This is a genomic window from Oerskovia sp. Root22 (genome assembly GCF_001429135.1).
GTDB classification, from domain to species: domain Bacteria; phylum Actinomycetota; class Actinomycetes; order Actinomycetales; family Cellulomonadaceae; genus Oerskovia; species Oerskovia enterophila.
The window spans coordinates 670238-693819 of the sequence record NZ_LMIL01000009.1 but is presented as its reverse complement, the minus strand read 5'-3'; the positions used below and the strand labels follow the sequence as shown (position 1 = coordinate 693819).

The following is a 23582-nucleotide window of genomic DNA, read 5'->3' as shown; positions in this document are numbered from 1 at the left end:
CAGCACCCGGGCCGTTGGACGGCTCAGGAAGGCTGGGGGATCAGGCGGTGCGCGGGAGCGCGAGGGCTCCCGGTGCCCGCGGCCGTGGCCGTCCGGGCGTGGTGGGGCTGTGCTGGCGCACCGGTGCCGGCAGCGGCAGCGGCTCGGCCGCGACGGGGACCGTGAGGAGCAGCAGGACCGCCACGGCGACGCACGCGAGCGCGACGCCCAGGGCGCCCGCGGTCGCGGCGAGCGTCGCCGCACCGAGCAGGGAGAGCACGGCCCCGAGCGACGTGGTGCCCAGCGAGTGCCCGACGACGAGCGCCAGCACGAGCACGAGCGGCACCGTCGCGAGGGTCCGGGCCGCGGACGCGGCGGTCAGGTGGTCGTAGCGCTCACGCAGTACCTGGGCCGTCCGCACGTCTCCACCTCCGACCCTCGTGACCTGGCGGGTGCCGTCCCGCGCGTCCGCCCAGACTAGCGCCCCACGGGGACGCGAGGGCGCCGGGGCAGGGCGCGCACCGTCCGGGCCCGGGGCTCGCGTGCTCCGATGTCGCACTGGGCGATCCCGTGCGATGCTCGCACAGACCGGAGACGTCCGTGGCGCGCCGTGGCCCACGGGACCCGGTCGGCTCCAGAGCAGTCTCGCGCGTCGCCGTGCGGAAGGACGCGCCCGTAGCCTCGGGGTGCCAGGAGGCACCCCGAGCCGTTCTCCGGGAGGTCTCATGTCCGAGCTGGTGATCGACAGCGGCGACACCGTCTGGGTGCTCGTCTCGGCGGCCCTCGTCCTGTTCATGATGCCGGGGCTCGCGCTGTTCTACGCGGGACTGGTCCGGCGCGGCAACGTGCTCGCCATCATGCAGCAGAACCTGGTGCCCATCGCCGTGATCACGCTGACGTGGATCCTGGTGGGCTACAGCATCGCGTTCAGCGACGACATCGGGAACGGGTTCATGGGCGACCTCGGGCTGTTCGGCCTCACGGGGCTCGACACGGCCCCGACGCCCGCGCTGCACGCCGTCGACGGCGACGTGGCCATCCCGACGCTCGCGTTCGTGGCCTTCCAGATGATGTTCGCGATCATCACCCCGGCGCTCCTGACCGGCGCGACCGTCGGGCGGCTCAAGACCGTCGGCTGGGTTGTCACGCTCGCGCTGTGGTCGGTGCTCGTCTACCCGTTCGTCGCTCACTGGCTGTTCAACCCCGACGGCTGGCTCGTCGGGATCGGCGCCCAGGACTGGGCCGGCGGGATCGTGGTGCACGCCGCGGCCGGGGCCGCGGCGCTCGCGGTCCTCGTGGTCGTGGGCCGCCGGCAGGGCTGGCCGAGGGCCGGCTCGATCCCGCACTCGATCCCGCTCGCCGTCGCGGGTGCCGGGATCCTGTGGTTCGGCTGGTTCGGCTTCAACGGCGGCGGCTCGCTCCAGGGCAACGGCGTCGCGGCCCAGGCGCTGCTCAACACGCACGTGGCAGGGGCCGCGGCCATGGCCGCCTGGCTGGTCATGGAGCGTCTGCGCACGGGCAAGGGGACCGTGATCGGCGCGGTCACGGGCGGCGTCGCCGGGCTCGCGACCATCACGCCGTGCGCGGGCTACGTCAGCACGCTCTCCGCGCTGGTCATCGGCCTCGCCGCGGGGGTCGTGTGCACGTTCGCGCTCGGCCTCAAGACGGTCTTCCGGTTCGACGACGCCCTGGACGTCATCGCCGTGCACTTCGTGGGCGGCATCCTCGGTTCGCTGCTGCTGGGGCTGTTCGGGTCGCACGCGATCAACGCCGCGGGGGTCGACGGGCTGTTCTTCGGCGGGGGCGCCGACCTCCTGGTCGCCCAGATGATCGCCCTGGTCGTCGTGATCGCGTTCTCGTTCGTCGTGACGCTCCTCATCGCGCTCGCGGTCCAGAAGACCGTCGGTCTCAAGGTGGCCCCGGGACACGAGTTCGGGATGGACGAGGTCGAGCAGGGCGCGAACGCCTACACGCTGGGCCAGGTCTCGGGGCTGTCGGCAGCGGGCTCCGCAGGTGGGCCGGGCGGCTCCGGGACGCTCGCCGCGTCCGAGCACCCGGCCCCCGGGGAGCCCGGCACCGCCGCACCGACGGGGGCTCCCGGCGCGGTCGTCCTCACCGCGACCTTCGACTCGGCGGACCTCGACACCCTCACGACCGCGCTCGAGGCCGCGGGGGCGTGGGCGATCCAGGTCACCGAGGTCGACGAGGTCGTCGCCGACCCGCCGTCGCTGCGGTTCCGCGAGTCCTCGCAGCGCCCGCGCTTCGCGCGCCGCCTGCGCGTCGAGCTCTGCGTGGCCCAGGCCGCGTCCCCGGCGGTCGTCGAGCTCCTGTCTCGCCAGACCGTGGGCCTGCGCACGCCCCTGCTCCACACGCTGGTCGAGGCCCCGCGAGCCTGACCTACGAGGTCGCGGGACGCCGCGAGCAGGACCGGCGGGACGACGTCCCGGCAGGGGACAATGTCCCCGTGGACCCGGACCCGATCGCACGCCTGCTCGCCTCCCCGCCCGACCTCCCGGTCCGCCACCACCTGGCCGAGCTCCTCGACGCGGTGCGCACGCGCGGCGTCGCGGTGCTCCAGGCCCCGCCCGGCACGGGAAAGACGACCCTGGTCCCGCCGGCGCTCGCGGGCGTGGGTGTGGGCTGGGCGTCCCACGACGCCGCCGCGGGCACGGCGGCCCACGGCGCCGCCGGGGGCGCCGGCCTCGCCCCGCGTGCCGGGACGGCCCGCGTGGTCGTGACCCAGCCGCGACGGATCGCGGCCCGCGCCGCGGCGCGTCGCCTCGCGCACCTGCTGGGCGAGCCCGTGGGCCGCACGGTCGGCTTCTCGGTGCGCGGCGAGTCGCGCACGGGTCCCGAGACCCGCATCGAGGTGGTCACGACGGGCGTGCTCCTGCGTCGCCTGCAGCGCGACCCGGAGCTGGCCGGGGTCGACGTCGTGGTCCTCGACGAGGTCCACGAGCGTCACCTCGACGCGGACCTGACGCTCGCGCTGCTCGTCGACGTCCGGGCGACCCTGCGCCCCGACCTGGCCCTCGTCGCGATGTCCGCGACGATCGAGGCCGAGCGCACCGCGAGCCTGCTGGGCGACGGGTCGCCGGCCCCGGTCGTGGTTGCCGACGGCAGCCTCTTCCCGGTCCAGGAGGTGTGGGCCCCGGCGCCCGGGCCGCGGCTCGACGAGCGGGGAGTCCCGCGAGCCTTCCTCGACCACGTCGCGGCGACCGCACGTCGTGCGCTGGCCGAGCAGCCGGGCGACGTGCTGGTCTTCGTCCCGGGAGCCGGTGAGGTCGACGGCGTCGCGCGCCGGCTCGCGGGCGTCCCGGCCGACGTGCGGCCGCTGCACGGGCGGTTGCCCGCGCGCGAGCAGGACCTGGCGCTGACCCCCGGGCCACGTCGTCGGGTCGTGGTCTCCACGGCCGTCGCGGAGTCCTCGCTCACGGTGCCCGGTGTGCGCGTGGTCGTCGACGCGGGGCTCTCGCGCGAGCCGCGCACCGACCACCGTCGCGGGCTCGCCGGCCTGGTGACCGTGCGCGTGAGCCGGGCGGCGGCCGAGCAGCGCGCGGGGCGCGCCGGGCGCGAGGGGCCGGGTGCGGTCTACCGGTGCTGGTCGCCGGGCGAGCACGCCCAGCTCGTGGCGCACCCCGTCCCGGAGATCCTCACCGCGGACCTGGTCGCGTTCGCGCTCGAGCTCGCGTGCTGGGGCAGCCCCGACGGCTCCGACCTCGCGCTCCTGGACCCACCTCCCGCGGCCGCGATGGCGGTCGCGCGCGCGACCCTCGAGTCGCTCGGCGCGGTCGACCACGACGGAGCCGTCACGATCCGGGGGCGCGAGATCGCGCGCGTCCCGGCCGACCCGCGGCTCGCGCGCGCCCTGCTGGACGCGAGCGACGTCGTCGGGCCGCGGCTCGCCGCCGAGGTGGTCGCCCTCCTGTCCGACGACGTGCGCGCGCCCGGGGCGGACCTCGTCGCGGCCCTGCGGGACGCGCGCCGCGGTGGTCCCGCGAGCGGGTCCTGGCGGTCCCAGGCCGAGCGGCTCGAACGCCTGCTGCCGGGACACGGCGCCCGGGGGGCGGGTCGGGGGCGTGCGGACCTGAGCCTCGACCTCGCCGTCGGGCTCGTGGTCGCGCTCGCGCACCCCGACAGGGTCGCGCGCCGGCGCCCGAACGGGTCCACGTACCTCATGGCGTCGGGCACCGGCGCCGCGCTCCCGCCCGGCTCCCCGCTCGCGGGCTACGACTGGCTCGCGGTCGCCGACGCCGACCGCGGCGCGGGCCGGCGCGACGCGACGATCCGCTCGGCCGCACCGATCGACGAGGACCTCGCCTACGAGGCAGCGTCGGCGGCGCTGCGCGAGGACGAGCACGTGACCTGGACGGGCGGGAGGATCCAGGCCCGGCGCACCACGCGGCTGGGCGCGATCGAGATCGCCTCGCAGAGGATCGCCGACCCGCCTGCCGACCAGGTCGTCGCGGCGCTGCGGACCGGGCTCGAGCGCGAGGGACTGGACGTCCTGCCGTGGCGCGAGTCCGCGCACGAGCTGCGCCGCCGCCTCGACTTCCTGCACCGCGCCCTGGGAGCCCCCTGGCCCGACGTGTCCGACGACGCGCTCCTCGCGAGCCTCGACTCGTGGCTCGGGCCCGACCTCGCGCGGGTCCGCACGGCCGCCGACCTCCAGCGCCTCGACCTGACCAGCGCGTTGCGCAGGCTGCTGCCCTGGCCCGCGGCGGGCCGGCTCGACGAGCTCGCCCCGGTGCGCGTGGACCTGCCCGGCGGCAGGAGCGCGCGCCTGGACTACGCGGGCGACCAGCCCGTGCTCGCGGTCAAGGTCCAGGACGCGTTCGGCTGGCGCGCCACACCGCGCATCGCCGACGGCCGGGTGCCCGTGCTGCTGCACCTGCTGTCCCCGGCCCGGCGCCCCGCGGCGATCACCGCGGACCTCGAGTCGTTCTGGCGTACCGGGTACGCCCAGGTCCGCGCCGAGCTGCGGCGGCGCTACCCCAAGCACGACTGGCCCGAGGTCCCGGGCGCGTGAGCCGGTGCCCGTCCAGGACGTGAGGACCCGCGGCGGCGGCCCGTTCCTGTGGGCGACCCGATGCCCGCCCGGCGGCCCCGGAGTACGCTGAGAGGGCGCGAGCGCAAGGAGGGGACCATGTCCGGCCCGAGCGAACCCAGACCCGTCGGGAACGTGCTCTGGCTCGCGCTCGGCTCGTTCGTCCTGGCCGTGCTCCTCGTCACGACCGGCGCCCCGGTGCTGCCGTTCCTGCTGCTCCTGCTCGCGGTGCTCTTCGCGGTGGTCGGCGGCACCCGCTACGTGCGGACCCGGCACACCCCCCGTCACCACGCGCCGCCCCGCGACGCGCCCCCGGGCCGAGCCTAGGCGGCCCCCACCGAGGAGGAACCGTGGGAGTGCTGACCTACACGAGCAACACCTCGCTCGACGGCTTCGTGGCCGACGCGTCGGGCTCGTTCGCCTTCAGCTTCCCCGACGAGGAGGTGCTCGCGTTCATCAACGACCTCGAGCGACCCGTCGGGACCTACCTGTTCGGGCGGCGCCTCTACGAGGTCATGGCCGTCTGGGACGACCCTGCCATGCTCGACGACCCGTCGCCCGGGACGCGCGACTTCGCGGCCCAGTGGCGCGAGACGGACAAGGTCGTCTACTCGGCCACGCTCGCCGAGGTCTCGGCCCCCCGCACGCGCCTCGAGCGGACCTTCGACCCCCAGGCGGTCCGCGACCTCGTGCAGGGCGCCGACGCCGAGGTCGGCCTCGGGGGCCCGACCCTCGCCGCCGCGGCGCTCGCGGCCGGGCTCGTCGACGAGGTCCGGCTCCTGGTACGCCCGGTCCTGCTGGGCGGTGGGCTCGCGAACTTCCCGCTCGGGGTGCGCACCGACCTCGAGCTCGTCGACGAGCGGCGCTTCGCGAGCGGGGTCGTGCACGTGCACTACCGCGTGCGCCGCTGAGCCGGGCTCGCCCGCCGCCGCACATCGTCGGTCGGTGACCTCCTCGCGGTGAGCCGCCGCAGCCCCGGCGATCTCGCGCGGGCCCGAGGGCGGCGAGGCGGAGCGAGGGCGGACGGCCGGCGCTCTCCTCGACGGGCCGCCCCGGCCGGTCCCCTGAGAGGGTGGTGCCATGCGTGCACACCCCGAGGCCCGGACCGAGCGACCCCACGACCTGGAGGACCTCCAGCACCGCATCGCGAGCATGGACACCCAGGAGGTCGTCGACGAGCTGGGGCGGCTGGGCGACGAGCGGCGCGCGGTCGCGTTCCGGCTGCTGCCCAAGGGCCGGGCGGTCGAGGTGTTCGAGGACCTCGACCCGGCGATCCAGGCCGAGCTCGTCGAGGCGCTGCGGGCCGACTCGACCGCGGAGATCTTCGCGGCGCTCGACCCCGACGACCGGGCCTCGCTGCTCGACGAGCTGCCCGCCGGTGTCGCTGCCCGGCTCCTGGAAGGGCTCGGGCCCGACGAGCGGGCGCTGACGACCGCGCTGCTCGGGTACCCCGAGGACAGCGCGGGTCGGCGCATGTCGCCCCGGGTCGCCTCGGTGCGCCGCGGCACGACGGTCGAGGGTGCGCTCGACGCGCTGCGCCGGGCGGGGGACGACGTCGAGACCATCTACACCGTGCCCGTCCTGGGCCCCGGGCGCGTGGTCGAGGGCGTGGTCTCGCTGCGCCGGCTGCTCGTGAGCGACCCCGGCACCCCGGTCGAGGACGTCATGTCCCCGGCCGTGACGGTCGAGGCCACCGACGACCAGGAGCACGCAGCGAACGTCGTGCGCGACGGCGGGTACGTCGCGGTGCCCGTGGTCGACCACGAGGACCGCCTCCTCGGGGTCCTCACGGTCGACGACGCGATGCGCATCCTCGAGGCAGAGGACGACGAGGACTCGGCGCGCGTGGGCGGCTCCGAGCCCCTGCGCCGCCCGTACCTGTCGGTCTCGGTCCTCGGGCTCGTGCGCTCGCGCGTGGTCTGGCTCCTGCTGCTGATCGTCGCGGCGAGCCTGACGGTCGGCGTCCAGAGCTACTTCGAGGCCGAGCTCGACACGGTCGTGGCCCTGGCCCTGTTCATCCCGCTGCTCATCGGCACGGGCGGCAACGCGGGCTCCCAGGCCGCCACGACCGTGGTCCGCGCCCTGGCCGTGGGGGACATCCGGCGTGGGGACCTGCTGCGCGTCGTGGGCCGCGAGATGCTCACGGGCCTGCTGCTCGGCACGGTGCTCGCCGCGGTCGGGTTCGGCCCCGCGGCCTGGGTCGCGGGCGTCTCGATCGCGCAGGTCCTCGCCATCACGGTCGTGGGGGTGTGCGTGCTCGCCACGACGGTCGGGTCGAGCATCCCGATCCTGGCGCGCCGCGTGGGCATCGACCCCGCGATCGTCGCGGCGCCCTTCATCTCGACGTTCGTCGACACCCTGGGCCTGATCATCTACTTCTCGGTCGCCAAGGTGGTCCTGGGCATCTAGCCCGGACGGCCGCACGCGCGGCGTGGCCCCAGCGCGAGGCGAGCGGCGCCGTCGGGCCCCCGTTCCTTCCTGATGCCGAGCGCGGCCCGCACGGATACGTTCACCCGTGAGGCGCGCGCGGCGCCTCCGGGAGAGAGGCGGGCGCATGCCGCACAGCACCAGTCCACGCACAACGAGCACCCGACCCGGCCTCCTGTTCGCGTCCCTCCAGGGGTACCGCGGGGCCTGGCTGCGCGGCGACGTGGTCGCGGGGCTGACGGTGTGGGCCGTGCTCGTGCCCGAGTCGCTCGCGTACGCGACGATCGCGGGGGTCTCGCCCGTGGTCGGGCTCTACGCGGCCGTGCCCTCGCTGATCCTCTACGCGGCGTTCGGCAGCTCGCGCCACCTGATCGTGGGGCCCATGTCCGCGACCGCGGCGCTGTCCGCGAGCGTGGTCGCGGCGTTCCGCCCGGGCGACGACGCGACGTTCGTCGCGCTGACGACCGCGGTCGCGCTCGTGACCGGTGTGCTGTGCCTGGTGGCGGGCATCGCCCGCCTCGGCTTCCTGGCCTCGTTCATCTCCGAGCCCGTGCTCAAGGGCTTCATCGTGGGCCTGGCCCTGACGATCGTCATCGGGCAGGTGCCCGCGCTGCTGGGCGTCGACAAGGGCGAGGGCAACTTCTTCGAGAAGCTCTGGGCGATCCTCACCGAGCTCGGCACCGCGCACCCGCTGACCGTGGTCCTCGGCGTGGGGTCGCTCGCCGCGGTGCTGGCCGTCAAGCGGTGGCTGCCCAAGGTGCCGGGCTCGCTCGTCGTGGTCGGGATCGGGATCGCGCTCGTCCTGCTGCTCGGGCTCGACGACGACGGCGTCGACATCGTGGGCCCCATCCAGGCGGGCCTGCCCGCGCTCGGCCTGCCCACGGGCATCGACTGGAACACCTACACCGACCTGATCGGCCCGGCTGCGGGCGTCATGCTCGTGGGCTTCGCCGAGGCGCTGGGCGCCGCCAAGACCTACGCCTCGCGCGAGGGCTACGACATCGACGCCAACCGCGAGCTGCTCGGCATGGGCGCCGCGAACCTCGGCTCGGGCCTCGCGTCCGGCATGGTCGTCAACGGCAGCCTGTCCAAGACCGCGGTGAACGGCGGCGCGGGGGCCCGGAGCGAGGTCTCGGGCCTGGTCGCGGCGGCGCTGACCGTCCTGACCCTGCTGTTCCTCACGCCCGTGTTCGAGTCCCTGCCCGAGGCCACGCTCGCGGCCGTCGTCATCGCGGCGGTGATCGAGCTCGTCGACGTCAAGGCTCTGCGCCGCCTGTTCGACCTCGCGACCCCGCGCAGCAAGGACCTGTACGGCGGGGCGGCCCGCCACGACTTCTGGGCGGCGCTCGCGGCCATGGTCGGCGTGCTGGTGCTCGACACGCTGCCGGGCCTCGTGCTCGGGATCGTGCTCTCGCTGTTCCTGCTGCTCGGGCGGGCCTCGCGCCCGCACGTGGCCGTGCTCGTGCGCAGCCCGCACGGGGTGTGGGTCGACCGCGCACGCCGGGTCGCCACGGGCAAGGACGGGGGCACGGGCGTCGAGGGGGTGCTCGTGGTGCGCGTCGAGTCGGGCCTGTTCTTCGCCAACGCCGACACGGTGCGCGCGGCCGTGCGTCGCCTGGCCGCCGACGCCTCGCCCCGGGTCGTGGTCCTGGACGCCGAGACGGTGCCGTTCGTCGACGTCGAGGCCGCCGACATGCTCGGGACCCTGCGCCGCGACCTGGACCGCGTCGGCGCCCGCCTGGTGCTGGCGCGGGACGTGGGCCAGGTGCGCGACGTGCTGCGCGGCGCCGTCGGGCCGGACGAGCTGCCGCCCACCTACCCCGACGTCGACACCGCGGTGGCCGCGGCTCTCGCGGACGGCCCGGGGGCGGCGCGCGGCTCGGCGGGCGACGCGCCCGCGGGAGCGCCCGCCTCCTGAGGCCCGACGGCGCCGCGCACCTGCCGGGGGGGCGGGGGATCCTTCCCGCGCGGCGCGAGGGGCGCGGCACTACGGTCGGGGTGACCGGTGCGGCGGGGCGCTACCCGACACGGCCGAACCGGTCCGGACCGGGCGCGTGCGCCCGGGTCGAGAGCAGGACCACGAACGCGGCGCGGCGTCCCGGCGCCCGCCGCACGACGAGAGGAAGTGCCGTGGGCGCAGCCATCGGTCAGTCCCTGCCCATCGCGGTGGGTGTTCTCATCAGCCCCATGCCGATCGTGGCGGTCGTGCTGATGCTCGTCAGCAGGAAGGCCACGGCGAACGGGTTCTCGTTCCTGCTGGGGTGGATCGTCGGGATCGCGGTGCTGGGGTCGATCGTGCTGCTCGTGGCCGGGGCCGCGACGCCCTCGGAGTCCGGGCCGCCCGCGTGGGCCAGCGTCGTCAAGATCGTCCTGGGTGTCCTGCTCCTGCTGCTCGCGATCAAGCAGTGGCGCGGGCGTCCGCGCGCGGGCGCGACCCCGGAGACACCGAAGTGGATGAGCGCGATCGACGCCTTCACGCCCGTCAAGGCGTTCGGGCTCGCGGTCCTGCTCGGCGCGGTCAACCCCAAGAACCTCCTCCTCGTGGTCTCGGGGGCCGCGGCCATCGCGGCGGCGACGTCCGAGACCGGTGAGCAGCTCGGGGCCCTCGCGGTCTTCGTGGTCGTGGCGAGCATCGGGGTCGCGGCCCCTGTGGTGATCTACCTCGCGATGGGCGCGCGCGCCGCGACCATGCTCGAGGAGCTCAAGACCTGGATGATCCAGAACAACGCGGTCATCATGGCCGTGCTGCTCCTGGTGCTGGGCGCCAAGATGGTCGGTGACGGGATCACGGCGCTGTGAGCGGGCAGGGGCACGAGCACCAGCACCTGGCCGCTCCCGGTCCGGGTCCGGAGACCGACCCCGTCGAGGCCGCGCTGGACCGGCTGCGGGCAGGCGGGCACCGCGTGACCGAGGCGCGACGGGCGGTCCTCGAGGTCCTGGCCACGGGCGAGGGGCACCCGAGCGCCGACGAGCTCTCGGCCCGGGTCCAGGACCGGCACCCGGGCATCCATCGCGCGACGATCTACCGGACCGTGGACCGGCTCACGATCCTGGGCGTCGTGACGCACGTGCACATCGGGGGAGGGGCCACGGCCTACCACCTGGCCCCGGGCGAGCCGTCCCGGGAGCACCTGCACGCGATCTGCAGCTCGTGCGGACGCATCATCGACCTGCCCGGAGACCTGCTCGACCCGGTCACGACGTGGCTCGCGACGGCGGCCGACTTCACGCTCGCCCCCGCGCACGTGGCGCTGTCCGGGGTCTGCGGGACCTGCCGGGCCTAGGCCGGGCGCGGGGGAGGGCGCGCCGGCGTCAGGAGCGGGTCCCGGCGGCCCTCGGCACGGCGTCCGCGGAGCTCCTGCGCGATCCCTCCCCGAAAAGCCCTTGCCGTGGCCCCGGGGGCGGAGGCTACTGTGGTGATCGTCCGGTCAGGAGGCCGGCGTCGTACGGGGCAGCCCGGACGTCACCGCTCCTGACCCGTTCTCATGAGGTGCCGCCCCGGCGGCCCGCACGAGCTGACGCACACGAGACCGCGCCGGAGTGGTAGCGCGGCGAGCCAGGCACATGAACCTGGTCACGACGGGGAACCGTGGTGTGCGTGGAGTTCCCAAGTCGCCCGGTCTGCAGTCGGGCGGCTACCCCTGGAGAGGCATGTGCCAAGGACGGCGACGGGACGCACCAGCGTCCCGTGGGGCGGGTTCGATTCCCGCCCTCTCCGCACGCAGCGCGAGCGCTCGTGGCGTCGAGGACCTCGACGCCACGGGACGCAGACGGGAGTCGGTCGATGAGCGAGGTCCTCATCTACAACCTGGGGGGCGGGCAGGTCCTGGGCCGTGTCTCGCTGGGGCACGCGATCCGCATGCTGCACCGGCGGGTCGCTGCGGTACGCGAGGCCGTCGAGGGCGAGACCTTCGGCCCCTACCAGCGCCCCGTCTCGGTCGAGCTGGTCCGCTACGTCCACACCCGCTGGGTCTACGAGCGCACGGGACGTGTGCCCTACTCGCGCGCGGCGCTCCTGCGCCGGGACCGGCACCGCTGCGGCTACTGCGGGGCCCCGGCCACGACCATGGACCACGTGGTGCCCCGCTGCCAGGGCGGCCCCACGACCTGGATGAACGCGGTGGCGGCGTGCGAGGCGTGCAACAGCGCCAAGGCCGGGCGGACGCCCCTCGAGGCGGGCATGACGCTGCGTTCGCGCCCCTTCGAGCCCGTGCTCGCGGACGTCTACCCGCACGGCAGGGTCTAGCCCTCAGGACTGCGGGGCGTTCTCCACGCGGATCGTGCCGTCCTCCTCCAGGACGAGGCGCCGGGGGTCTCCCTCGGCGAGGTCCAGGGCGTGCTCGAGCGCGAGCCGGGGCACGTCGAGGGCCCAGTCGGGCAGGAAGCGGTGCGTGCGCAACGCCTGCAGGATGGGGCCGGGCGGGATGCGACGGGACGTCAGGTCGGACACGGCTCCAGGATCCCACGACCGAGCCGCCCCGGGCCGATTGGTTGCATAGTTGCATCACTGCGCAAGCAGGCAGGATGATGGGGGCATGCTCTCCGCCCTGTCCCACCCGGTCTACCGGCGCCTGTTCACCGCGCAGGTCGTCGCCCTCGCCGGCACGGGGATCGCGACCGTCGCCCTCGGGCTGCTCGCCTACGACCTCGCGGGTCCGCGCGCGGGCGCGGTGCTCGGGACCGTCCTCACGGTCAAGATGGTCGCCTACGTGGTCCTGGCCCCGCTCGCCGCGGCGCTCCTCGCCCGGGCCCCGCGCCGCGCGGTGCTCGTCGGGGCGGACCTCGTGCGCCTGGGCGTCGCGCTCGCGCTGCCGTTCGTGGGCGAGGTCTGGCAGGTGCTGGTCCTGGTCGTGGTGCTGCAGTGCGCCTCGGCCACGTTCACCCCCACGTTCCAGTCCGTCCTGCCCGACGTCCTGCCCGCCGAACGCGACTACACCTCGGCCCTGTCGCTCTCGCGCCTGGCGTACGACCTCGAGGCCGTCGCGTCCCCGGCGCTCGCGGCCGTCCTCCTGCTGGTCCTGACCCCGTCCCAGCTCTTCTGGGGGACCGCGGTGGGGTTCGCGGCCTCGGCGCTGCTCGTCGTCTCGGTCGTGCTCCCACGGCGGGTGCACGAGGCCGGGGCTGCCCCCTCGAGGCCGGACGGCTCGTTCGGGTGGCGCCTGCGCCGGGGAGCGGTGCTGTTCGTGCGCACGCCGGCCCTGCGCCCCGTGCTCGCGCTCGACCTCGCGGTCGCGGCGGGGGTCTCGTTCGTGCTGGTCCAGAGCGTCGTGGTCGCGCGGGTGGGACTGGGGCTCGGGCCCGACGGCGTCGCGGTCCTCCTGGCGGTGTGCGGCGGCGGGTCGGTGGTCGCGGCGCTCACCCTGCCCCGGCTGCTGCGCACGCTGCCCGAGCGACGCGTGATGCTCGGGGGAGCCGTCCTCGTGACGGTGGGCTGCGCCGTCGTGCCCCTGGTCCTCGCCCTCCCGCAGCGCGGCGCGCTGGTCGGGGTGGTCCTCGCGTGGGCGGTGATCGGCGCAGGATGGTCCGCGGTCGAGACGCCCGTGGGGCGCGTGGTGCGCCGGTCGGTCGGCCCCGACGACCTGCACGCTGCGTTCGCCGCGCAGTTCTCGCTGTCCCACGCGTGCTGGTTGCTGACCTACCCGCTCGCGGGACTGCTGGGGGCGCTCAGCCTGTCCTGGGCCGCGGGCGTGCTCGCCCTGGTCGCGGCCACGGCGACCCTGGCCGCGCGGGCGCTGTGGCCGGTCCCCGGCGCCGGGAGCGACGCGCCCAGCGCGGACGCGCCGCCTGCCGTGCGGGCGCACGCCCAGGTGGGAGCATGAGGGGGATGGCCACCACGCAGCGCGACGTCCGACCCGCCGCCCCTCCCGAGGCCGACCTCGACCGGGCGGTCGAGGTGCTGCGCCTGCTCGCCGACCGCACGCGCCTGGCCGTGCTGCAGATGCTGTCCGGCACCGAGATGTCGGTCACGGCCATCGCCGAGGCCCTCGACCGGCCCGTGCCCGCGGTCTCCCAGCACCTGGCCAAGCTCCGTGCGGGCCACCTGGTGACCTCGCGGCGGGAGGGCACGAGCGTCTACTACGCGCAGGCCACCGAGCACGTGGGGGCGCTCGTGACGAACGTCCTGCACCACACCGAGCACACGCTCTACCCGCTGCCGCCGCACCACGCGCTCGAGGAGTGAGGCGGGCGCCCGCGGCGTCAGGAGGTCACCGTGGGGCCGCCGGGACGCGAGGGCATGCTGGCTCTCCTGCTCGCCGGGGCCTAAGGTGGGGCACCTAGGAGTCAGGAAGCGGCCCCTCGACACTTTGTGCTGAGAGCGAGACCTCATGACGACCGAACGAACCCCCCGCCGTCGCCGGCGCGACCCTCTGGCCGAGGCGCTGAGCATCGGGCGCGCGCACCCCACCGCGCAGTACCGCGTGGACCTGCGCACGGGCGAGTGGTGGTGGTCCGACGAGATGTACCTGCTGCACGGGCTGGCACCGGGATCGGTCGCGCCCACGGCCGCGCTGCTGGCCTCGCACAAGCACCCCGACGACCGTGACGCGGTCCTGCGCGAGATCGCGATGCTGCGGACCACGGGGCGTCCTTTCAGCTGCAGCCACCGGATCGTCGACGCCCGGGGCCGGACCAGGACGGTCACCGTCACGGGTCAGGGGCGCCGGGACGCGTCGGGGGCCGTCGTGGAGGTCGTGGGCCTGGTCGTGGACAGCACCGCGGCCCACGAGGACGCGCTGCGCCGGGAGGTGACCCGCCAGGTCGCGGTGGGGCTCGCGGACCGCGCCGTCGTCGACCAGGCCAAGGGCGTGCTCATGGCCACGCACGGGCTGGACTCCGACGGGGCCCTGGACCTGCTCGTGGTGCACGCGAGCGAGAGCAGCCGCCGCCTGCCCGACGTGGCCCGCGAGCTGCTCGACGCGCTGTCCGTCGCGGGCGGGCTGGGCGAGGACGCGAAGGACCGCGCCGACGCGTGCCTCGCGGCGCTCGAGCCCGGCAGCGTGAGCCGCGTGGGCGGGGCGCAGCTCTTCCGGCGCAAGGGCGCGGCCGCGGGCTGAGCCGGGCCCGCGCCGCGCCGCTGCGTGGTGCTGTGGTGGACCGAAGGTCCCGCGGCGCCCGGGCCCCTAGTCGGCGCTGGGGCGCTGGGGCAGGACCCGGGTCTCGACGACCTGGCGCGCGAGGTCGTAGAGCTTGACGTTGGAGTCCTGCGAGACACGGCTCAGGACCCCGAACGCGCGCTGCGCGGAGAGCTGGTAGCGCTCCATGAGGATCCCCTGGGCCTGCCCGATCACGGTGCGCGTCTGCACCGCGCTCGTGAGCTGCTCCTCGGTGCGGGCCGCGGTCAGGGCCGCCGCGGCGACCGCGGCGAACGTCGAGACCATCGAGAGCGTCGTGGCGGGGAACGCGGCCACGGACCGCGAGTAGAGGTTGAGGGCGCCGTGCGAGGTCTCGCTCGTGAAGAGCTGGACGCACAGCATCGAGCGCACGCCCAGCTCGTCCTGGACCTGGTCGGCCCAGCGCTGCCAGCGGGGCTCGGTGGCCAGGTCGTCGGTGCGCACCAGGTCGGTCTCGCGGATCGCGTCCAGGCACGGCCCCTCGTTGAGGGCGTACTGGAGCTCGTCGCCGCGTCGGGCGAGCGCGTGGGACGCCGCCGGGGTCTCGATCTGCCCCTTGCGGGTCACGAGCGAGATCCCGGCCGCGTCGCAGCCGTCGACCATGGCGACCGCGAGCTCGACGATCCGGTCGAGAGTCTCCTGGAGGCTCGGCTCCTCGGCCAGGGCGCGGGCAGCCGCCGCGACGGAGGACTCGACGGCCGAGGCCGGGCTCACCCCGGTGCCGTACTCGACCGTCGAGGGGGCGGTGGTGGTGGTCTGCTGCAGCTCCTGCGTCATCCTGCGTACCCGTTCGTGCTCGGGGGTGTCCGGTGTCCGGTGCACAGCGCGCCGGTCCTCCACCTCTCGGGGACTACGCTACGCGCCCGCACGCGAAAGTCCGGGCCTGGGTCGCCCCGGGGCACCCCACACGGGCTCGGCTCAGGCGCCCTCCAGGCTCCCGGCGCCCTGGGTCTCGGTCACGGTGACGAGCCCGCGCTCGATCGCGGTCACGAGGTCGGAGAGCCGCACGATCCCCACGAGCTCGGCCCCGACCATCACGGGCAGGCGCAGCAGGGCGTGGCGCTCCATGATCCGCACGGCCTCCCGGGCGGGGTCCTGGGGGCTGAGGACCACGAGGTCCTCGGTGCACAGCCCGCCCACGGGATGGTCGGGCGAGGCGTCGGCCGCCAGGGCGCGCACGATGCTGCGGTCGGTGAGGATGCCCACGACGTCCCCGTCGTCGAGCACGACCGCGTCGCCGGCGTCCTCGTCGATCATCGCGCGCGCGACGCTCGCGACCGTCGCGCTCTGCTCGACCGTGCAGAACGTCGTGGACATGAGCTGGGCGATGGTCGTGGGCATCGTCGGCCTCCGAGGGACCCTTTGCGGTGCGTGCGGGCCACTTCTCGACCCGCGTCCAGGCTAGCCCGAGACCGCCGCCCCGGCCGGGCGGGGCGGCGGGGCGACCTCAGAAGACGGGCTTGCCGCCCGTGACCCCCAGCACGGTCCCCGAGACGTAGCCCGCGTCGGTGGGCGAGGCCAGGAACACGAAGGCCGGGGCGACCTCGGCGGGCTGCCCCGCACGACCGAGCGGGGTGTCCGCACCGAACGCCTCGATCTTCTCGGGCGGCTGGGTCGCGGGCTGCAACGGCGTCCAGATCGGTCCGGGGGCCACGGCGTTGACGCGGATCCCCCGCGCGCCGACCTCCGCGGCGAGGTTGACCGTGAAGTTGTTGATCGCGGCCTTGGTCGAGGCGTAGTCGAGCAACGACGTGGACGGCTGGTAGGCCTGGATCGACGAGACGTTGACGATCGAGCCCCCCTCGCCCAGGTGCTCGAGCGCGGCCTGCGTGACCCAGAACAGCGCGTAGAGGTTGGTCTTGAGCACGCGGTCGAGGTCGTCCGTGGTGACGTCCGCGATCGACGACCTGCGCGCCATCTGGAAGCCCGCGTTGTTGACGAGCACGTCCAGACCGCCCAGGCGGGCGACCGCGTCGGCGACCGTGTCGCGCGCCACCTGCTCCTCGCGCAGGTCCCCGGGCAGCAGGACGACCTCGCGGCCCGCCTGACGCACCCAGCGCGCGGTCTCCTCGGCGTCCTGCTGCTCCTCGGGCAGGTAGCCGATCGCGACGTCGGCGCCCTCCCGCGCGAACGCGATCGCGACGGCCCGGCCGATGCCCGAGTCACCGCCCGTGATCAGGGCGCGCAGGCCCGCGAGACGGCCCGAACCGCGGTAGGAGGTCTCCCCGTGGTCGGGAGCCGGGTCCATCGGTGCGGTGAGCCCCGGGGGCTCCTGCTGCTGGGCGGGGAAGGCGGGGGCGTCGTCGGGCATGGTGTTCCTCCGTCGGGGTGTCGAGGGACGCGTCGAACCGGTCCCTCCCCACGCTAGGTCGGCGCTCGCGGGCTCGCAGGAGGTGCGCACGCCCCGCCCCGGAGCTGGTGGCAGGATGAGCACCTGCCGGGCGCGACGGGGCGCCCGCCCACGCGACGAGGTGACCAGGACCATGACCGACGACGTCTCTGCGGACCAGGACCGCGCACCGACCCCCGACGTCGACGTGCTGGTGGTCGGCTCGGGCTTCGGCGGGTCCGTCGCGGCCCTGCGGCTGACCGAGAAGGGGTACCGGGTCGCGGTCCTCGAGGCCGGTCGTCGCTTCGCCGACGAGGACTTCGCCGCGACCTCCTGGCACCTGCGCGACTTCCTGTGGGCGCCGCGCCTCGGCTGCCTCGGCATCCAGCGGGTGCACCGACTGCGGGACGTGCTCGTCCTGGCCGGCGCCGGGGTCGGCGGCGGGTCCCTCGTCTACGCCAACACCCTCTACGAGCCGCTCGACGCGTTCTACACCGACCCCTCGTGGGGCCACCTGACCGACTGGAAGGCCGAGCTCGCGCCCTACTACGACCAGGCGCGGCGCATGCTCGGCGTCGTCACCTACGCGGGCAGCACGCCCGCGGACGAGGCCATGCACCAGGTCGCGCGCGAGATGGGCGTCGAGGGCACGTTCACGCCCGCCCCCGTGGGCGTGCTGTTCGGCGCCCCCGGGGTGCCCGTGCCCGACCCGTTCTTCGGCGGCGCGGGCCCCGCACGACGCGGGTGCCTCGAGTGCGGCCAGTGCATGACCGGGTGCCGCCACGGCGCCAAGAACACGCTCGTCAAGAACTACCTGCACCTCGCCGAGGCCGCCGGGGCGCGGATCCACCCCCTGACGACCGTGACCCGCATCGCCCCGCTCCCGGACGGGGGCTACGAGGTCACCTCGCGGCGCACCGACCGACCGTTCGCCCGGCGCACCCGCTGGACCGCCCGGCACGTCGTCCTCGCGGCCGGCGCCCACGGGACCCAGCAGCTCCTGCACGCCCAGCGCGACGCGGGCACCCTGCCCCACCTCTCCGAGCGCCTCGGCATGCTCACCCGCACCAACTCCGAGGCCCTGCTGGGCGCCACGGCCGACCGGCGCCCCCCGGGGGGAACCGCGCCCGACTACACGCGCGGCGTCGCGATCACCTCCTCGTTCCACCCCGACGCCCACACGCACGTCGAACCCGTGCGCTACGGCCGCGGCTCGAACGCCATGGCCCTCCTGCAGACCGTCCTCGTCACGCCCCGCGGCGCTCGCGGCCCGCGCACTCAGGGCGAGGGGACCGCGCCCGACGACGGAGCCCGCCCCGGGAGCGCGCCCTCGCCGGGGGAGTGGGTGCGCGAGCTGTGGGCCCAGCGCCGCCGGCTGCCCGCCATGCTCGACCTGCGCGGCTGGTCCGAGCGCACCGTGATCGCCCTGGTCATGCAGAGCCACGACAACTCGCTGACGACGTACACGCGGCGCACGTGGACGGGGCGGCGCCGGATGACCTCGCGCCAGGGGCACGGCGCCCCGAACCCCGGGTGGATCCCCGCCGCGCACGAGGCGGCCAGGCGCCTGGCCCGGGTCATGGGCGGAGCGCCCGGCGGGAGCATCGGCGAACCGTTCGGGATGCCCCTCACAGCCCACTTCCTGGGCGGTTGCGCGATCGGCGCCTCACCCGAGTCCGGGGTGCTCGACGCGTACCAGCGCGTGTTCGGGCACCCGGGGCTGCACGTCCTGGACGGGGCCGCGGTGAGCGCGAACCTGGGCGTCAACCCGTCGCTGACGATCACGGCCCAGGCCGAGCGGGCCGTCGCGATGTGGCCCCGACGCGGTGAGGAGGACCCGCGTCCCCCGCTCGGCAGCGCCTACCGGCGCGTGGCCCCGGTCGAGCCGCTGCGCCCCGCCGTGCCTGCCGGGGCGCCCGGTGCGCTGCGCCTGCCCGTCGTGCGCATCACGCACGGCACGTCGGCCTGAACCGGGGGAGAAGTGCCCCTGCCCCACGGGCGGGCGAAGAGATAGAACACCTGTTCGAAGGAATCGGGGCGCTTTCGAAGCGGGGGTCGAACAAGTGTTCTATCCGTGGGTGCGATGCGGGACGACGACGTCGAACTCCTGTTCGAACAGTGCCGGTGGGCCAGCGGCCGCGACTCAGCCGAGAGGCTCGATCTCCACGTCCACCACGAGCGCCCGATGGTCCGAGAGCCCCGTGTCGACCGACCGTCCCGGCGACGTCGGGCGCACCGACCCGTCGGCCAGGACGTGATCGATCTGCAACGTCGGGTGCGCGACCGGGTATGACCGGGCCACCACCAACGGGCTCCAGCCCGTGACCGCCGCCGGGATCTCCGACCGCAGGTTCATGTCCCCCAGGACCACCAAGGGGCGCGGGGCGTCCGCAAGACCCGCCGCCAGGTGGTCGAGCTGGTGCTCGCCCCAGCCGTCCAGGAAGCTCAGGTGCGTCGCGACCACGGTCAACGGGCCCTGCGGAGCCAGGACGACGGCGGCGAGAGCCGTGCGCGGCTCGTCCAGGCGCCACCGCGGACGACGCACGTCGTTCCCCCGCGGGAGCGGGCGCCACCACGGGCGACGAGGAAGGGGCAGGACCCGCCACTCGTGGACCGGGAAGCGTGAGAGCAGCGCCACACCGTACTGCGCACGCCCCCCAGCACCCCGCCGATCGATCGTCGCCGCGAACCGGTGGTCGACCGCACCCATGGCCTCGGCCGCCACCCGGGCGAGATCCACGTGCCCCGAGCGCCGCTGGTTGCGATCCACCTCCTGCAACGCCAGCACGTCCGCACCCAGGTCCGCCACCGCACGCGAGAACCGGTCGACGTCCACCAGGTCGTCGACCGTGGACCGCCCGTGCAGGATGTTGAAGGTCGCCAGTCGCATCCCACCGATTGTCCTCCCACCCCGGCGCGCGGCACGCCGAGCCGCGCTGACCTAGGCTCGGTCCATGGCGAAGTACTTCGACGTGCACCCCGTCGACCCCCAGCCCCGCGCGATCGACCAGATCGTCACGCTCCTGCGCGACGACGCCCTCATCGCCTACCCCACCGACTCCTGCTACGCCCTCGGCGCGCGGCTCGACTCCCACAGCGCCACCCAACGCATCCGCGACATCCGCCACCTCGGCGACAAGCACCACTTCACGCTCGTGTGCGCCGACTTCGCACAGCTCGGACAGCTCGTCAAGATCGACAACGCCGCCTTCCGCGCCATCAAGGCCTCCACGCCCGGCAGCTACACCTTCATCCTGCCCGCGACCTCCGAGGTGCCCCGGCGCCTCGCGCACCCCAAGAAGAAGACCGTCGGCGTCCGCATCCCCGACCACGCCGTGACCCAGGCCATCCTGCGCGCCCTCGGCGAACCCCTGCTGTCCAGCACCCTCCTGCTCCCCGGCGAGGACGAACCCATGACCCAGGGGTGGGAGATCAAGGAAGCCCTCGACCACCAGGTCGACGCCGTCGTCGACTCCGGCGACTGCGGCACCGAACCCACCACCGTCGTCGACTTCTCCTCCGGCACGGCCGAGGTCGTACGCGTCGGCGCAGGAGACCCCTCCCGCTTCGAGTAGCACCGGCCCCCCGCGCGCCGCGTGTGACCGGCACACCACGAACCACCCAGCGCGATCCCGCCCACCAGCCCTAGCATCGACACCATGAGCAGCCAGGGCCTCACCCACTCCCAGCACAAGATGACCGACGCCGGCGTCCACCCCACCGCGATCGACGTCTTCAGCCGCTTCTACGCACTCCTCCAGGACGGCGCCACCGGCACCGTCCCCGAGGCCGACATCGAACCCCTCACCGACGTCACCCACCGCGACGACCTCGACGTCACCCCCCAGGACGCCGCCGACGCGCTCTCCCGCACCGTCCTCATCAAGCTCAACGGAGGCCTCGGCACCTCCATGGGCATGGACCGCGCCAAGTCGCTCCTCACCGTGCGCGACACGGGCAGCACCGACGGCTCCGACGCCACCCCCCTGACCTTCCTCGACATCATCGCCCGCCAGGTCCGCGCCGCCCGCGCCACCACCGGCGCCCAGCTCCCCCTGCTCTTCATGAACAGCTTCCGCACCCGCGACGACACCCTCGCGGCGCTCGCGGCCTACCCCGACCTCGCGGTCGACGGGCTACCCCTGGACTTCCTGCAGAACCGTGAGCCCAAGCTGCGCGCAGACGACCTCGAGCCCGTCGAGTGGCCTGCGGACCCGGACCTCGAGTGGTGCCCGCCGGGGCACGGCGACCTGTACACGGCCCTCGTGGCGTCGGGGGCGCTCCAGGCCCTGCTGGACGCCGGCTACCTGTACGCGAGCGTGTCCAACTCGGACAACCTCGGGGCTGCTCCGGACGCGGCGATGGCCGGCTGGTTCGCGGCGTCGGGCGCTCCGTTCGCGGCCGAGGTGGCCCGGAGGACGCCCGCGGACCGCAAGGGCGGCCATCTCGTCGTGCGGCGCTCGGACGGTCGGCTCGTGCTGCGTGAGACCGCGCAGACCCCCGAGGAGGACCTGGCGGCCGCGGGGGACATCGAGCGTCACAGGTTCTTCAACACCAACAACCTGTGGCTCGACCTGCGGGCGCTGGCGACCGAGCTCGAGCGGACCGGGGGAGTCCTCGAGCTGCCGCTCATCGTCAACCCCAAGACCGTCGACCCGACCGACCCGTCGTCGACGCCCGTGATCCAGATGGAGTCGGCCATGGGCGCCGCGATCGAGGTCTTCGAGGGCTCGACCGTGATCGAGGTCGACCGCAGCCGCTTCCTGCCCGTCAAGGCGACGAGCGACCTGCTCCTGCTCCGCTCGGACGTCTACGAGCTCGCCGAGGACTTCACGCTCCGGGCCCGGGTCGAGGCGCCGCTGATCGACCTCGACAGCGCGTACTACAAGCTCGTGGGCGACTTCGACACGCGGTTCGCGCAGGGTGTGCCGTCGCTGCGGGGAGCGACCGGGCTCGCGGTGCGGGGCGACTGGACGTTCGGCCGGGACGTCGTGGCCGAGGGTGACGCGGTCCTGGAGGACGCGGGCGCACCGTCGAGCGTCCCGGACGGTGCGCACGTGGGCCCTGCAGGGATCGTCGCGGGCTCCTGAATCACTGCACCGTGCTCGCGGGCGAACGTCATGGCGCCGTGACTTCTGCAGAAGTCACGGCGCCATGACATCTGCACGGTTCATGGCACCGTGAACAGATGGCGAGACTGCTCTCGACCGAGACCGAGCCGCGTGCGGAGGTGCCGCAAGGTACCGTTCGAGCTCGTCGTCAGTCGATGGCCTGGTAGAGCGTGGTCCAGAAGTCGCTCATGGCACGCGGCGAATCCGGGGTGGACAGTCCGACCTGGGTGAGCAGGACTCCGGTGAGCTGGTTGGTCCTGTCTGCGTAGGCGGTGGTGCCGGTGCCGCCGAACCAGCCGAACTGGCCGATGGGCGCGTAGTCGCCGCGATAGGTGCGCACCGCCATCCCGAAGCCCCAGCCGCCGTTCGCCCCTTGGCCGGACGACAGGTGGGCGACGTTGCTGAACATCGTCTCCCTGGCGGCAAGCTGCTCGGGCGAGAGACGGTTGGTGGTCATCAGCTCGACGGCGGCCCGGGACAAGATCTGTTCACTTCCGTGCATCCCGTGGTCGAGCAGCATCTGGAAGTACGCGTGGTAGTCGTCGGCGGTCGAGACCAGCCCGCCGCCGGCGCCCTGGAACGCGGGAGGCGCGCTGGACCTTCCTCCTGCCGCCTCGTCCCACACGAGGAACTCGCCGGTCTGCGGGTCGGGCCCGAGCAGCGGCGGCAGTCGGTCGATCTTGTCGGCGGGCACGTGGAAGGCGGTGTCCTTCATCCCCAGCGGATCGAGGATGCGTGTCCGCAGGAACGTCTCCAACGACTGTCCCGTGACCCGGGAGACGAGCACGCCGACCACCTCGTTGCTGAGGTCGTACTGCCACCGCACTCCGGGCTGGTACTGCAGCGGCAGCTCGCCGAGGCGACGCATCCACTCGTCCGGCTCCGGGGCCGGACCGGATGCCACGCTGTAGTCGAGACGCTCGAAGGTCGCGGCCCTGATCGGGGAAGCCATCGACTCGAAGTCCACCCCGAGCCCGAACGTGGACGTCAGAAGGTCCCGTACGGTGATCGGCCGGTGCGCCGGCACGGTGTCGTCCAGGGGCCCGTCGGGCCGCGTCAGCACCTGCCGGTCGGCGAGCTCGGGCAGCCACTGGTCCACGGGGTCGTCCAGCCGCAGCCGGCACTCGTCGAGCAGGATCATCGCCGCCGCCATCGTGACCGGCTTGGACGTGGACGCCATCCGGAAGATCGTGTCCCGGCGCATCGGCGCGCCACCGTCATGACGCATCGTCCCGATCGCTTCGACGTGCGTCTGGCCGCCACGGCTGACGAGGGCGACAAGGCCGGGAATCTTCGTGGACTCGACGTGCTGTGCCAGCACCTCGCGCAGCCGACGCAGCCCTGCGTCGGAGAAGCCGCTGTTGCTCGTTCCCATGATGGATCTCCCCTTGACGGTGTGGTTCTCACGGCGGCCCTGGTGGCTGCCTGGCCCTTCGAACGGCCATGCGCAGAGCCTGCAGCCTTGACCCAAGGTCAAGGTCAACCCCCCTGTGCCGATCAAGGGGGAGGCGCCCATCGCGAGGGCCCTGTCCCTCGTGCCAGCGGGGGCATGGAACGGGTGCGCGCTATCCTCGACG

23 protein-coding genes are annotated in these 23582 nt (G+C 74.4%); 15 read left to right on the top strand and 8 right to left on the bottom strand.

All coding sequences use genetic code 11. The annotated features are described in order from the left end of the window. Positions 1-40: 40 nt before the first annotated feature. Complete coding sequence (locus tag ASE15_RS13600; RefSeq protein WP_056763672.1) at positions 41-400, bottom strand: hypothetical protein; 360 nt, start codon at positions 398-400, stop codon at positions 41-43. A 304-nt stretch (positions 401-704) separates the two neighbouring features. Between ASE15_RS13600 and ASE15_RS13595 the strand changes: the two genes are divergently transcribed. The 6 genes from ASE15_RS13595 to ASE15_RS13570 all read left to right on the top strand — a co-directional run bounded on the left by ASE15_RS13595 (position 705) and on the right by ASE15_RS13570 (position 9371). Further along, positions 705-2375, top strand: coding sequence for an ammonium transporter (locus ASE15_RS13595; RefSeq protein ID WP_056763670.1), 1671 nt, complete (start codon positions 705-707; stop codon positions 2373-2375). Between the two features lie 68 nt (positions 2376-2443). Then, a complete protein-coding gene (hrpB, locus tag ASE15_RS13590) occupies positions 2444-5008 on the top strand; it encodes an ATP-dependent helicase HrpB (RefSeq protein ID WP_200960549.1) in 2565 nt (854 codons plus the stop codon). 117 nt (positions 5009-5125) lie between these two features. Further along, positions 5126-5353 (top strand): hypothetical protein, encoded by a 228-nt coding sequence (locus tag ASE15_RS13585; RefSeq protein WP_056651814.1) that lies wholly within the window; start codon positions 5126-5128, stop codon positions 5351-5353. A 23-nt stretch (positions 5354-5376) separates the two neighbouring features. Beyond that, positions 5377-5937 (top strand): dihydrofolate reductase family protein, encoded by a 561-nt coding sequence (locus ASE15_RS13580; protein WP_056763667.1) that lies wholly within the window; start codon positions 5377-5379, stop codon positions 5935-5937. A 169-nt stretch (positions 5938-6106) separates the two neighbouring features. Beyond that, positions 6107-7435 carry a magnesium transporter gene (gene mgtE, locus ASE15_RS13575; protein WP_056651818.1) on the top strand — a complete coding sequence of 443 codons (1329 nt, stop codon included), beginning with the start codon at positions 6107-6109 and terminating at the stop codon, positions 7433-7435. A gap of 145 nt (positions 7436-7580) precedes the next feature. Further along, positions 7581-9371 (top strand): SulP family inorganic anion transporter, encoded by a 1791-nt coding sequence (locus ASE15_RS13570; RefSeq protein ID WP_056763665.1) that lies wholly within the window; start codon positions 7581-7583, stop codon positions 9369-9371. Between the two features lie 100 nt (positions 9372-9471). Here ASE15_RS13570 and ASE15_RS21680 read toward each other — a convergent pair whose 3' ends face one another. Next, positions 9472-9597 (bottom strand): hypothetical protein, encoded by a 126-nt coding sequence (locus ASE15_RS21680; protein WP_255354309.1) that lies wholly within the window; start codon positions 9595-9597, stop codon positions 9472-9474. Between ASE15_RS21680 and ASE15_RS13565 the strand changes: the two genes are divergently transcribed. The 3 genes from ASE15_RS13565 to ASE15_RS13555 all read left to right on the top strand — a co-directional run bounded on the left by ASE15_RS13565 (position 9584) and on the right by ASE15_RS13555 (position 11699). Further along, positions 9584-10252 (top strand): GAP family protein, encoded by a 669-nt coding sequence (locus tag ASE15_RS13565; RefSeq protein WP_056763663.1) that lies wholly within the window; start codon positions 9584-9586, stop codon positions 10250-10252. The two genes, ASE15_RS21680 and ASE15_RS13565, sit on opposite strands and share 14 nt — an antisense overlap. Then, positions 10249-10737: a Fur family transcriptional regulator gene (locus ASE15_RS13560; RefSeq protein WP_200960548.1), complete on the top strand. Its 489-nt coding sequence runs from the start codon at positions 10249-10251 to the stop codon at positions 10735-10737. The genes ASE15_RS13565 and ASE15_RS13560 overlap by 4 nt, the downstream gene beginning before the upstream one ends. A gap of 500 nt (positions 10738-11237) precedes the next feature. After that, the gene (locus ASE15_RS13555; RefSeq protein ID WP_056763662.1) at positions 11238-11699 is read left to right on the top strand and encodes an HNH endonuclease; all 462 of its coding nucleotides are present in this window, start codon (positions 11238-11240) and stop codon (positions 11697-11699) included. 3 nt (positions 11700-11702) lie between these two features. Here ASE15_RS13555 and ASE15_RS13550 read toward each other — a convergent pair whose 3' ends face one another. Continuing rightward, positions 11703-11903: a hypothetical protein gene (locus ASE15_RS13550; protein WP_056763660.1), complete on the bottom strand. Its 201-nt coding sequence runs from the start codon at positions 11901-11903 to the stop codon at positions 11703-11705. Between the two features lie 85 nt (positions 11904-11988). On the opposite strand from ASE15_RS13550, the gene ASE15_RS13545 reads away from it, so the two are divergent. The 3 genes from ASE15_RS13545 to ASE15_RS13535 all read left to right on the top strand — a co-directional run bounded on the left by ASE15_RS13545 (position 11989) and on the right by ASE15_RS13535 (position 14508). After that, positions 11989-13272: an MFS transporter gene (locus ASE15_RS13545; protein WP_056763657.1), complete on the top strand. Its 1284-nt coding sequence runs from the start codon at positions 11989-11991 to the stop codon at positions 13270-13272. Between the two features lie 5 nt (positions 13273-13277). Beyond that, entirely contained in the window at positions 13278-13634 is a 357-nt protein-coding gene (locus ASE15_RS13540) for a helix-turn-helix transcriptional regulator (RefSeq protein WP_139107896.1), read from the top strand. A gap of 145 nt (positions 13635-13779) precedes the next feature. Further along, complete coding sequence (locus ASE15_RS13535; RefSeq protein WP_056651838.1) at positions 13780-14508, top strand: PAS and ANTAR domain-containing protein; 729 nt, start codon at positions 13780-13782, stop codon at positions 14506-14508. 66 nt (positions 14509-14574) lie between these two features. Here ASE15_RS13535 and ASE15_RS13530 read toward each other — a convergent pair whose 3' ends face one another. The 3 genes from ASE15_RS13530 to ASE15_RS13520 all read right to left on the bottom strand — a co-directional run bounded on the left by ASE15_RS13530 (position 14575) and on the right by ASE15_RS13520 (position 16876). Beyond that, positions 14575-15342: a GAF and ANTAR domain-containing protein gene (locus ASE15_RS13530; protein WP_082608952.1), complete on the bottom strand. Its 768-nt coding sequence runs from the start codon at positions 15340-15342 to the stop codon at positions 14575-14577. Positions 15343-15483: 141 nt separating this feature from the next. Further along, a complete protein-coding gene (locus ASE15_RS13525; RefSeq protein WP_056651841.1) occupies positions 15484-15906 on the bottom strand; it encodes a cyclic nucleotide-binding/CBS domain-containing protein in 423 nt (140 codons plus the stop codon). A 106-nt stretch (positions 15907-16012) separates the two neighbouring features. After that, positions 16013-16876, bottom strand: a complete 864-nt coding sequence (locus tag ASE15_RS13520; protein WP_056651844.1) for an SDR family oxidoreductase — start codon at positions 16874-16876, stop codon at positions 16013-16015. Between the two features lie 172 nt (positions 16877-17048). Here ASE15_RS13520 and ASE15_RS13515 point away from each other — a divergent pair, with 172 nt between their 5' ends. Beyond that, positions 17049-18863: an FAD-dependent oxidoreductase gene (locus ASE15_RS13515; protein WP_056763655.1), complete on the top strand. Its 1815-nt coding sequence runs from the start codon at positions 17049-17051 to the stop codon at positions 18861-18863. Positions 18864-19037: 174 nt separating this feature from the next. Here the strand turns inward: ASE15_RS13515 and ASE15_RS13510 are convergent, their stop codons facing one another. Further along, positions 19038-19784 carry an endonuclease/exonuclease/phosphatase family protein gene (locus tag ASE15_RS13510; RefSeq protein ID WP_056763653.1) on the bottom strand — a complete coding sequence of 249 codons (747 nt, stop codon included), beginning with the start codon at positions 19782-19784 and terminating at the stop codon, positions 19038-19040. Positions 19785-19848: 64 nt separating this feature from the next. On the opposite strand from ASE15_RS13510, the gene ASE15_RS13505 reads away from it, so the two are divergent. Together ASE15_RS13505 and ASE15_RS13500 are read left to right on the top strand one after the other, a co-directional pair. Beyond that, positions 19849-20469: an L-threonylcarbamoyladenylate synthase gene (locus ASE15_RS13505; protein ID WP_056651850.1), complete on the top strand. Its 621-nt coding sequence runs from the start codon at positions 19849-19851 to the stop codon at positions 20467-20469. Between the two features lie 84 nt (positions 20470-20553). Beyond that, positions 20554-21984, top strand: coding sequence for a UTP--glucose-1-phosphate uridylyltransferase (locus ASE15_RS13500; RefSeq protein ID WP_056763651.1), 1431 nt, complete (start codon positions 20554-20556; stop codon positions 21982-21984). A gap of 169 nt (positions 21985-22153) precedes the next feature. Here the strand turns inward: ASE15_RS13500 and ASE15_RS13495 are convergent, their stop codons facing one another. After that, positions 22154-23521, bottom strand: a complete 1368-nt coding sequence (locus tag ASE15_RS13495; protein ID WP_200960547.1) for a serine hydrolase — start codon at positions 23519-23521, stop codon at positions 22154-22156. Positions 23522-23582: the final 61 nt, after the last annotated feature.

Excerpts from the sequence above, each read along its gene's own strand:
- ASE15_RS13555 (WP_056763662.1), top strand. The coding sequence starts at position 11,238 with ATGAGCGAGGTCCTCATCTACAACCTGGGGGGCGGGCAGGTCCTGGGC.
- ASE15_RS13515 (WP_056763655.1), top strand. The coding sequence starts at position 17,049 with ATGACCGACGACGTCTCTGCGGACCAGGACCGCGCACCGACCCCCGAC.
- mgtE (WP_056651818.1), top strand. The coding sequence starts at position 6,107 with ATGCGTGCACACCCCGAGGCCCGGACCGAGCGACCCCACGACCTGGAG.
- ASE15_RS13505 (WP_056651850.1), top strand. The coding sequence starts at position 19,849 with ATGGCGAAGTACTTCGACGTGCACCCCGTCGACCCCCAGCCCCGCGCG.
- ASE15_RS13570 (WP_056763665.1), top strand. The coding sequence starts at position 7,581 with ATGCCGCACAGCACCAGTCCACGCACAACGAGCACCCGACCCGGCCTC.
- ASE15_RS21680 (WP_255354309.1), bottom strand. The coding sequence starts at position 9,597 with ATGGCTGCGCCCACGGCACTTCCTCTCGTCGTGCGGCGGGCGCCGGGA.
- ASE15_RS13585 (WP_056651814.1), top strand. The coding sequence starts at position 5,126 with ATGTCCGGCCCGAGCGAACCCAGACCCGTCGGGAACGTGCTCTGGCTC.
- ASE15_RS13545 (WP_056763657.1), top strand. The coding sequence starts at position 11,989 with ATGCTCTCCGCCCTGTCCCACCCGGTCTACCGGCGCCTGTTCACCGCG.
- ASE15_RS13535 (WP_056651838.1), top strand. The coding sequence starts at position 13,780 with ATGACGACCGAACGAACCCCCCGCCGTCGCCGGCGCGACCCTCTGGCC.
- ASE15_RS13520 (WP_056651844.1), bottom strand. The coding sequence starts at position 16,876 with ATGCCCGACGACGCCCCCGCCTTCCCCGCCCAGCAGCAGGAGCCCCCG.
- ASE15_RS13495 (WP_200960547.1), bottom strand. The coding sequence starts at position 23,521 with ATGGGCGCCTCCCCCTTGATCGGCACAGGGGGGTTGACCTTGACCTTG.
- ASE15_RS13500 (WP_056763651.1), top strand. The coding sequence starts at position 20,554 with ATGAGCAGCCAGGGCCTCACCCACTCCCAGCACAAGATGACCGACGCC.
- ASE15_RS13530 (WP_082608952.1), bottom strand. The coding sequence starts at position 15,342 with ATGACGCAGGAGCTGCAGCAGACCACCACCACCGCCCCCTCGACGGTC.
- ASE15_RS13510 (WP_056763653.1), bottom strand. The coding sequence starts at position 19,784 with ATGCGACTGGCGACCTTCAACATCCTGCACGGGCGGTCCACGGTCGAC.
- ASE15_RS13525 (WP_056651841.1), bottom strand. The coding sequence starts at position 15,906 with ATGCCCACGACCATCGCCCAGCTCATGTCCACGACGTTCTGCACGGTC.
- ASE15_RS13595 (WP_056763670.1), top strand. The coding sequence starts at position 705 with ATGTCCGAGCTGGTGATCGACAGCGGCGACACCGTCTGGGTGCTCGTC.
- ASE15_RS13540 (WP_139107896.1), top strand. The coding sequence starts at position 13,278 with ATGGCCACCACGCAGCGCGACGTCCGACCCGCCGCCCCTCCCGAGGCC.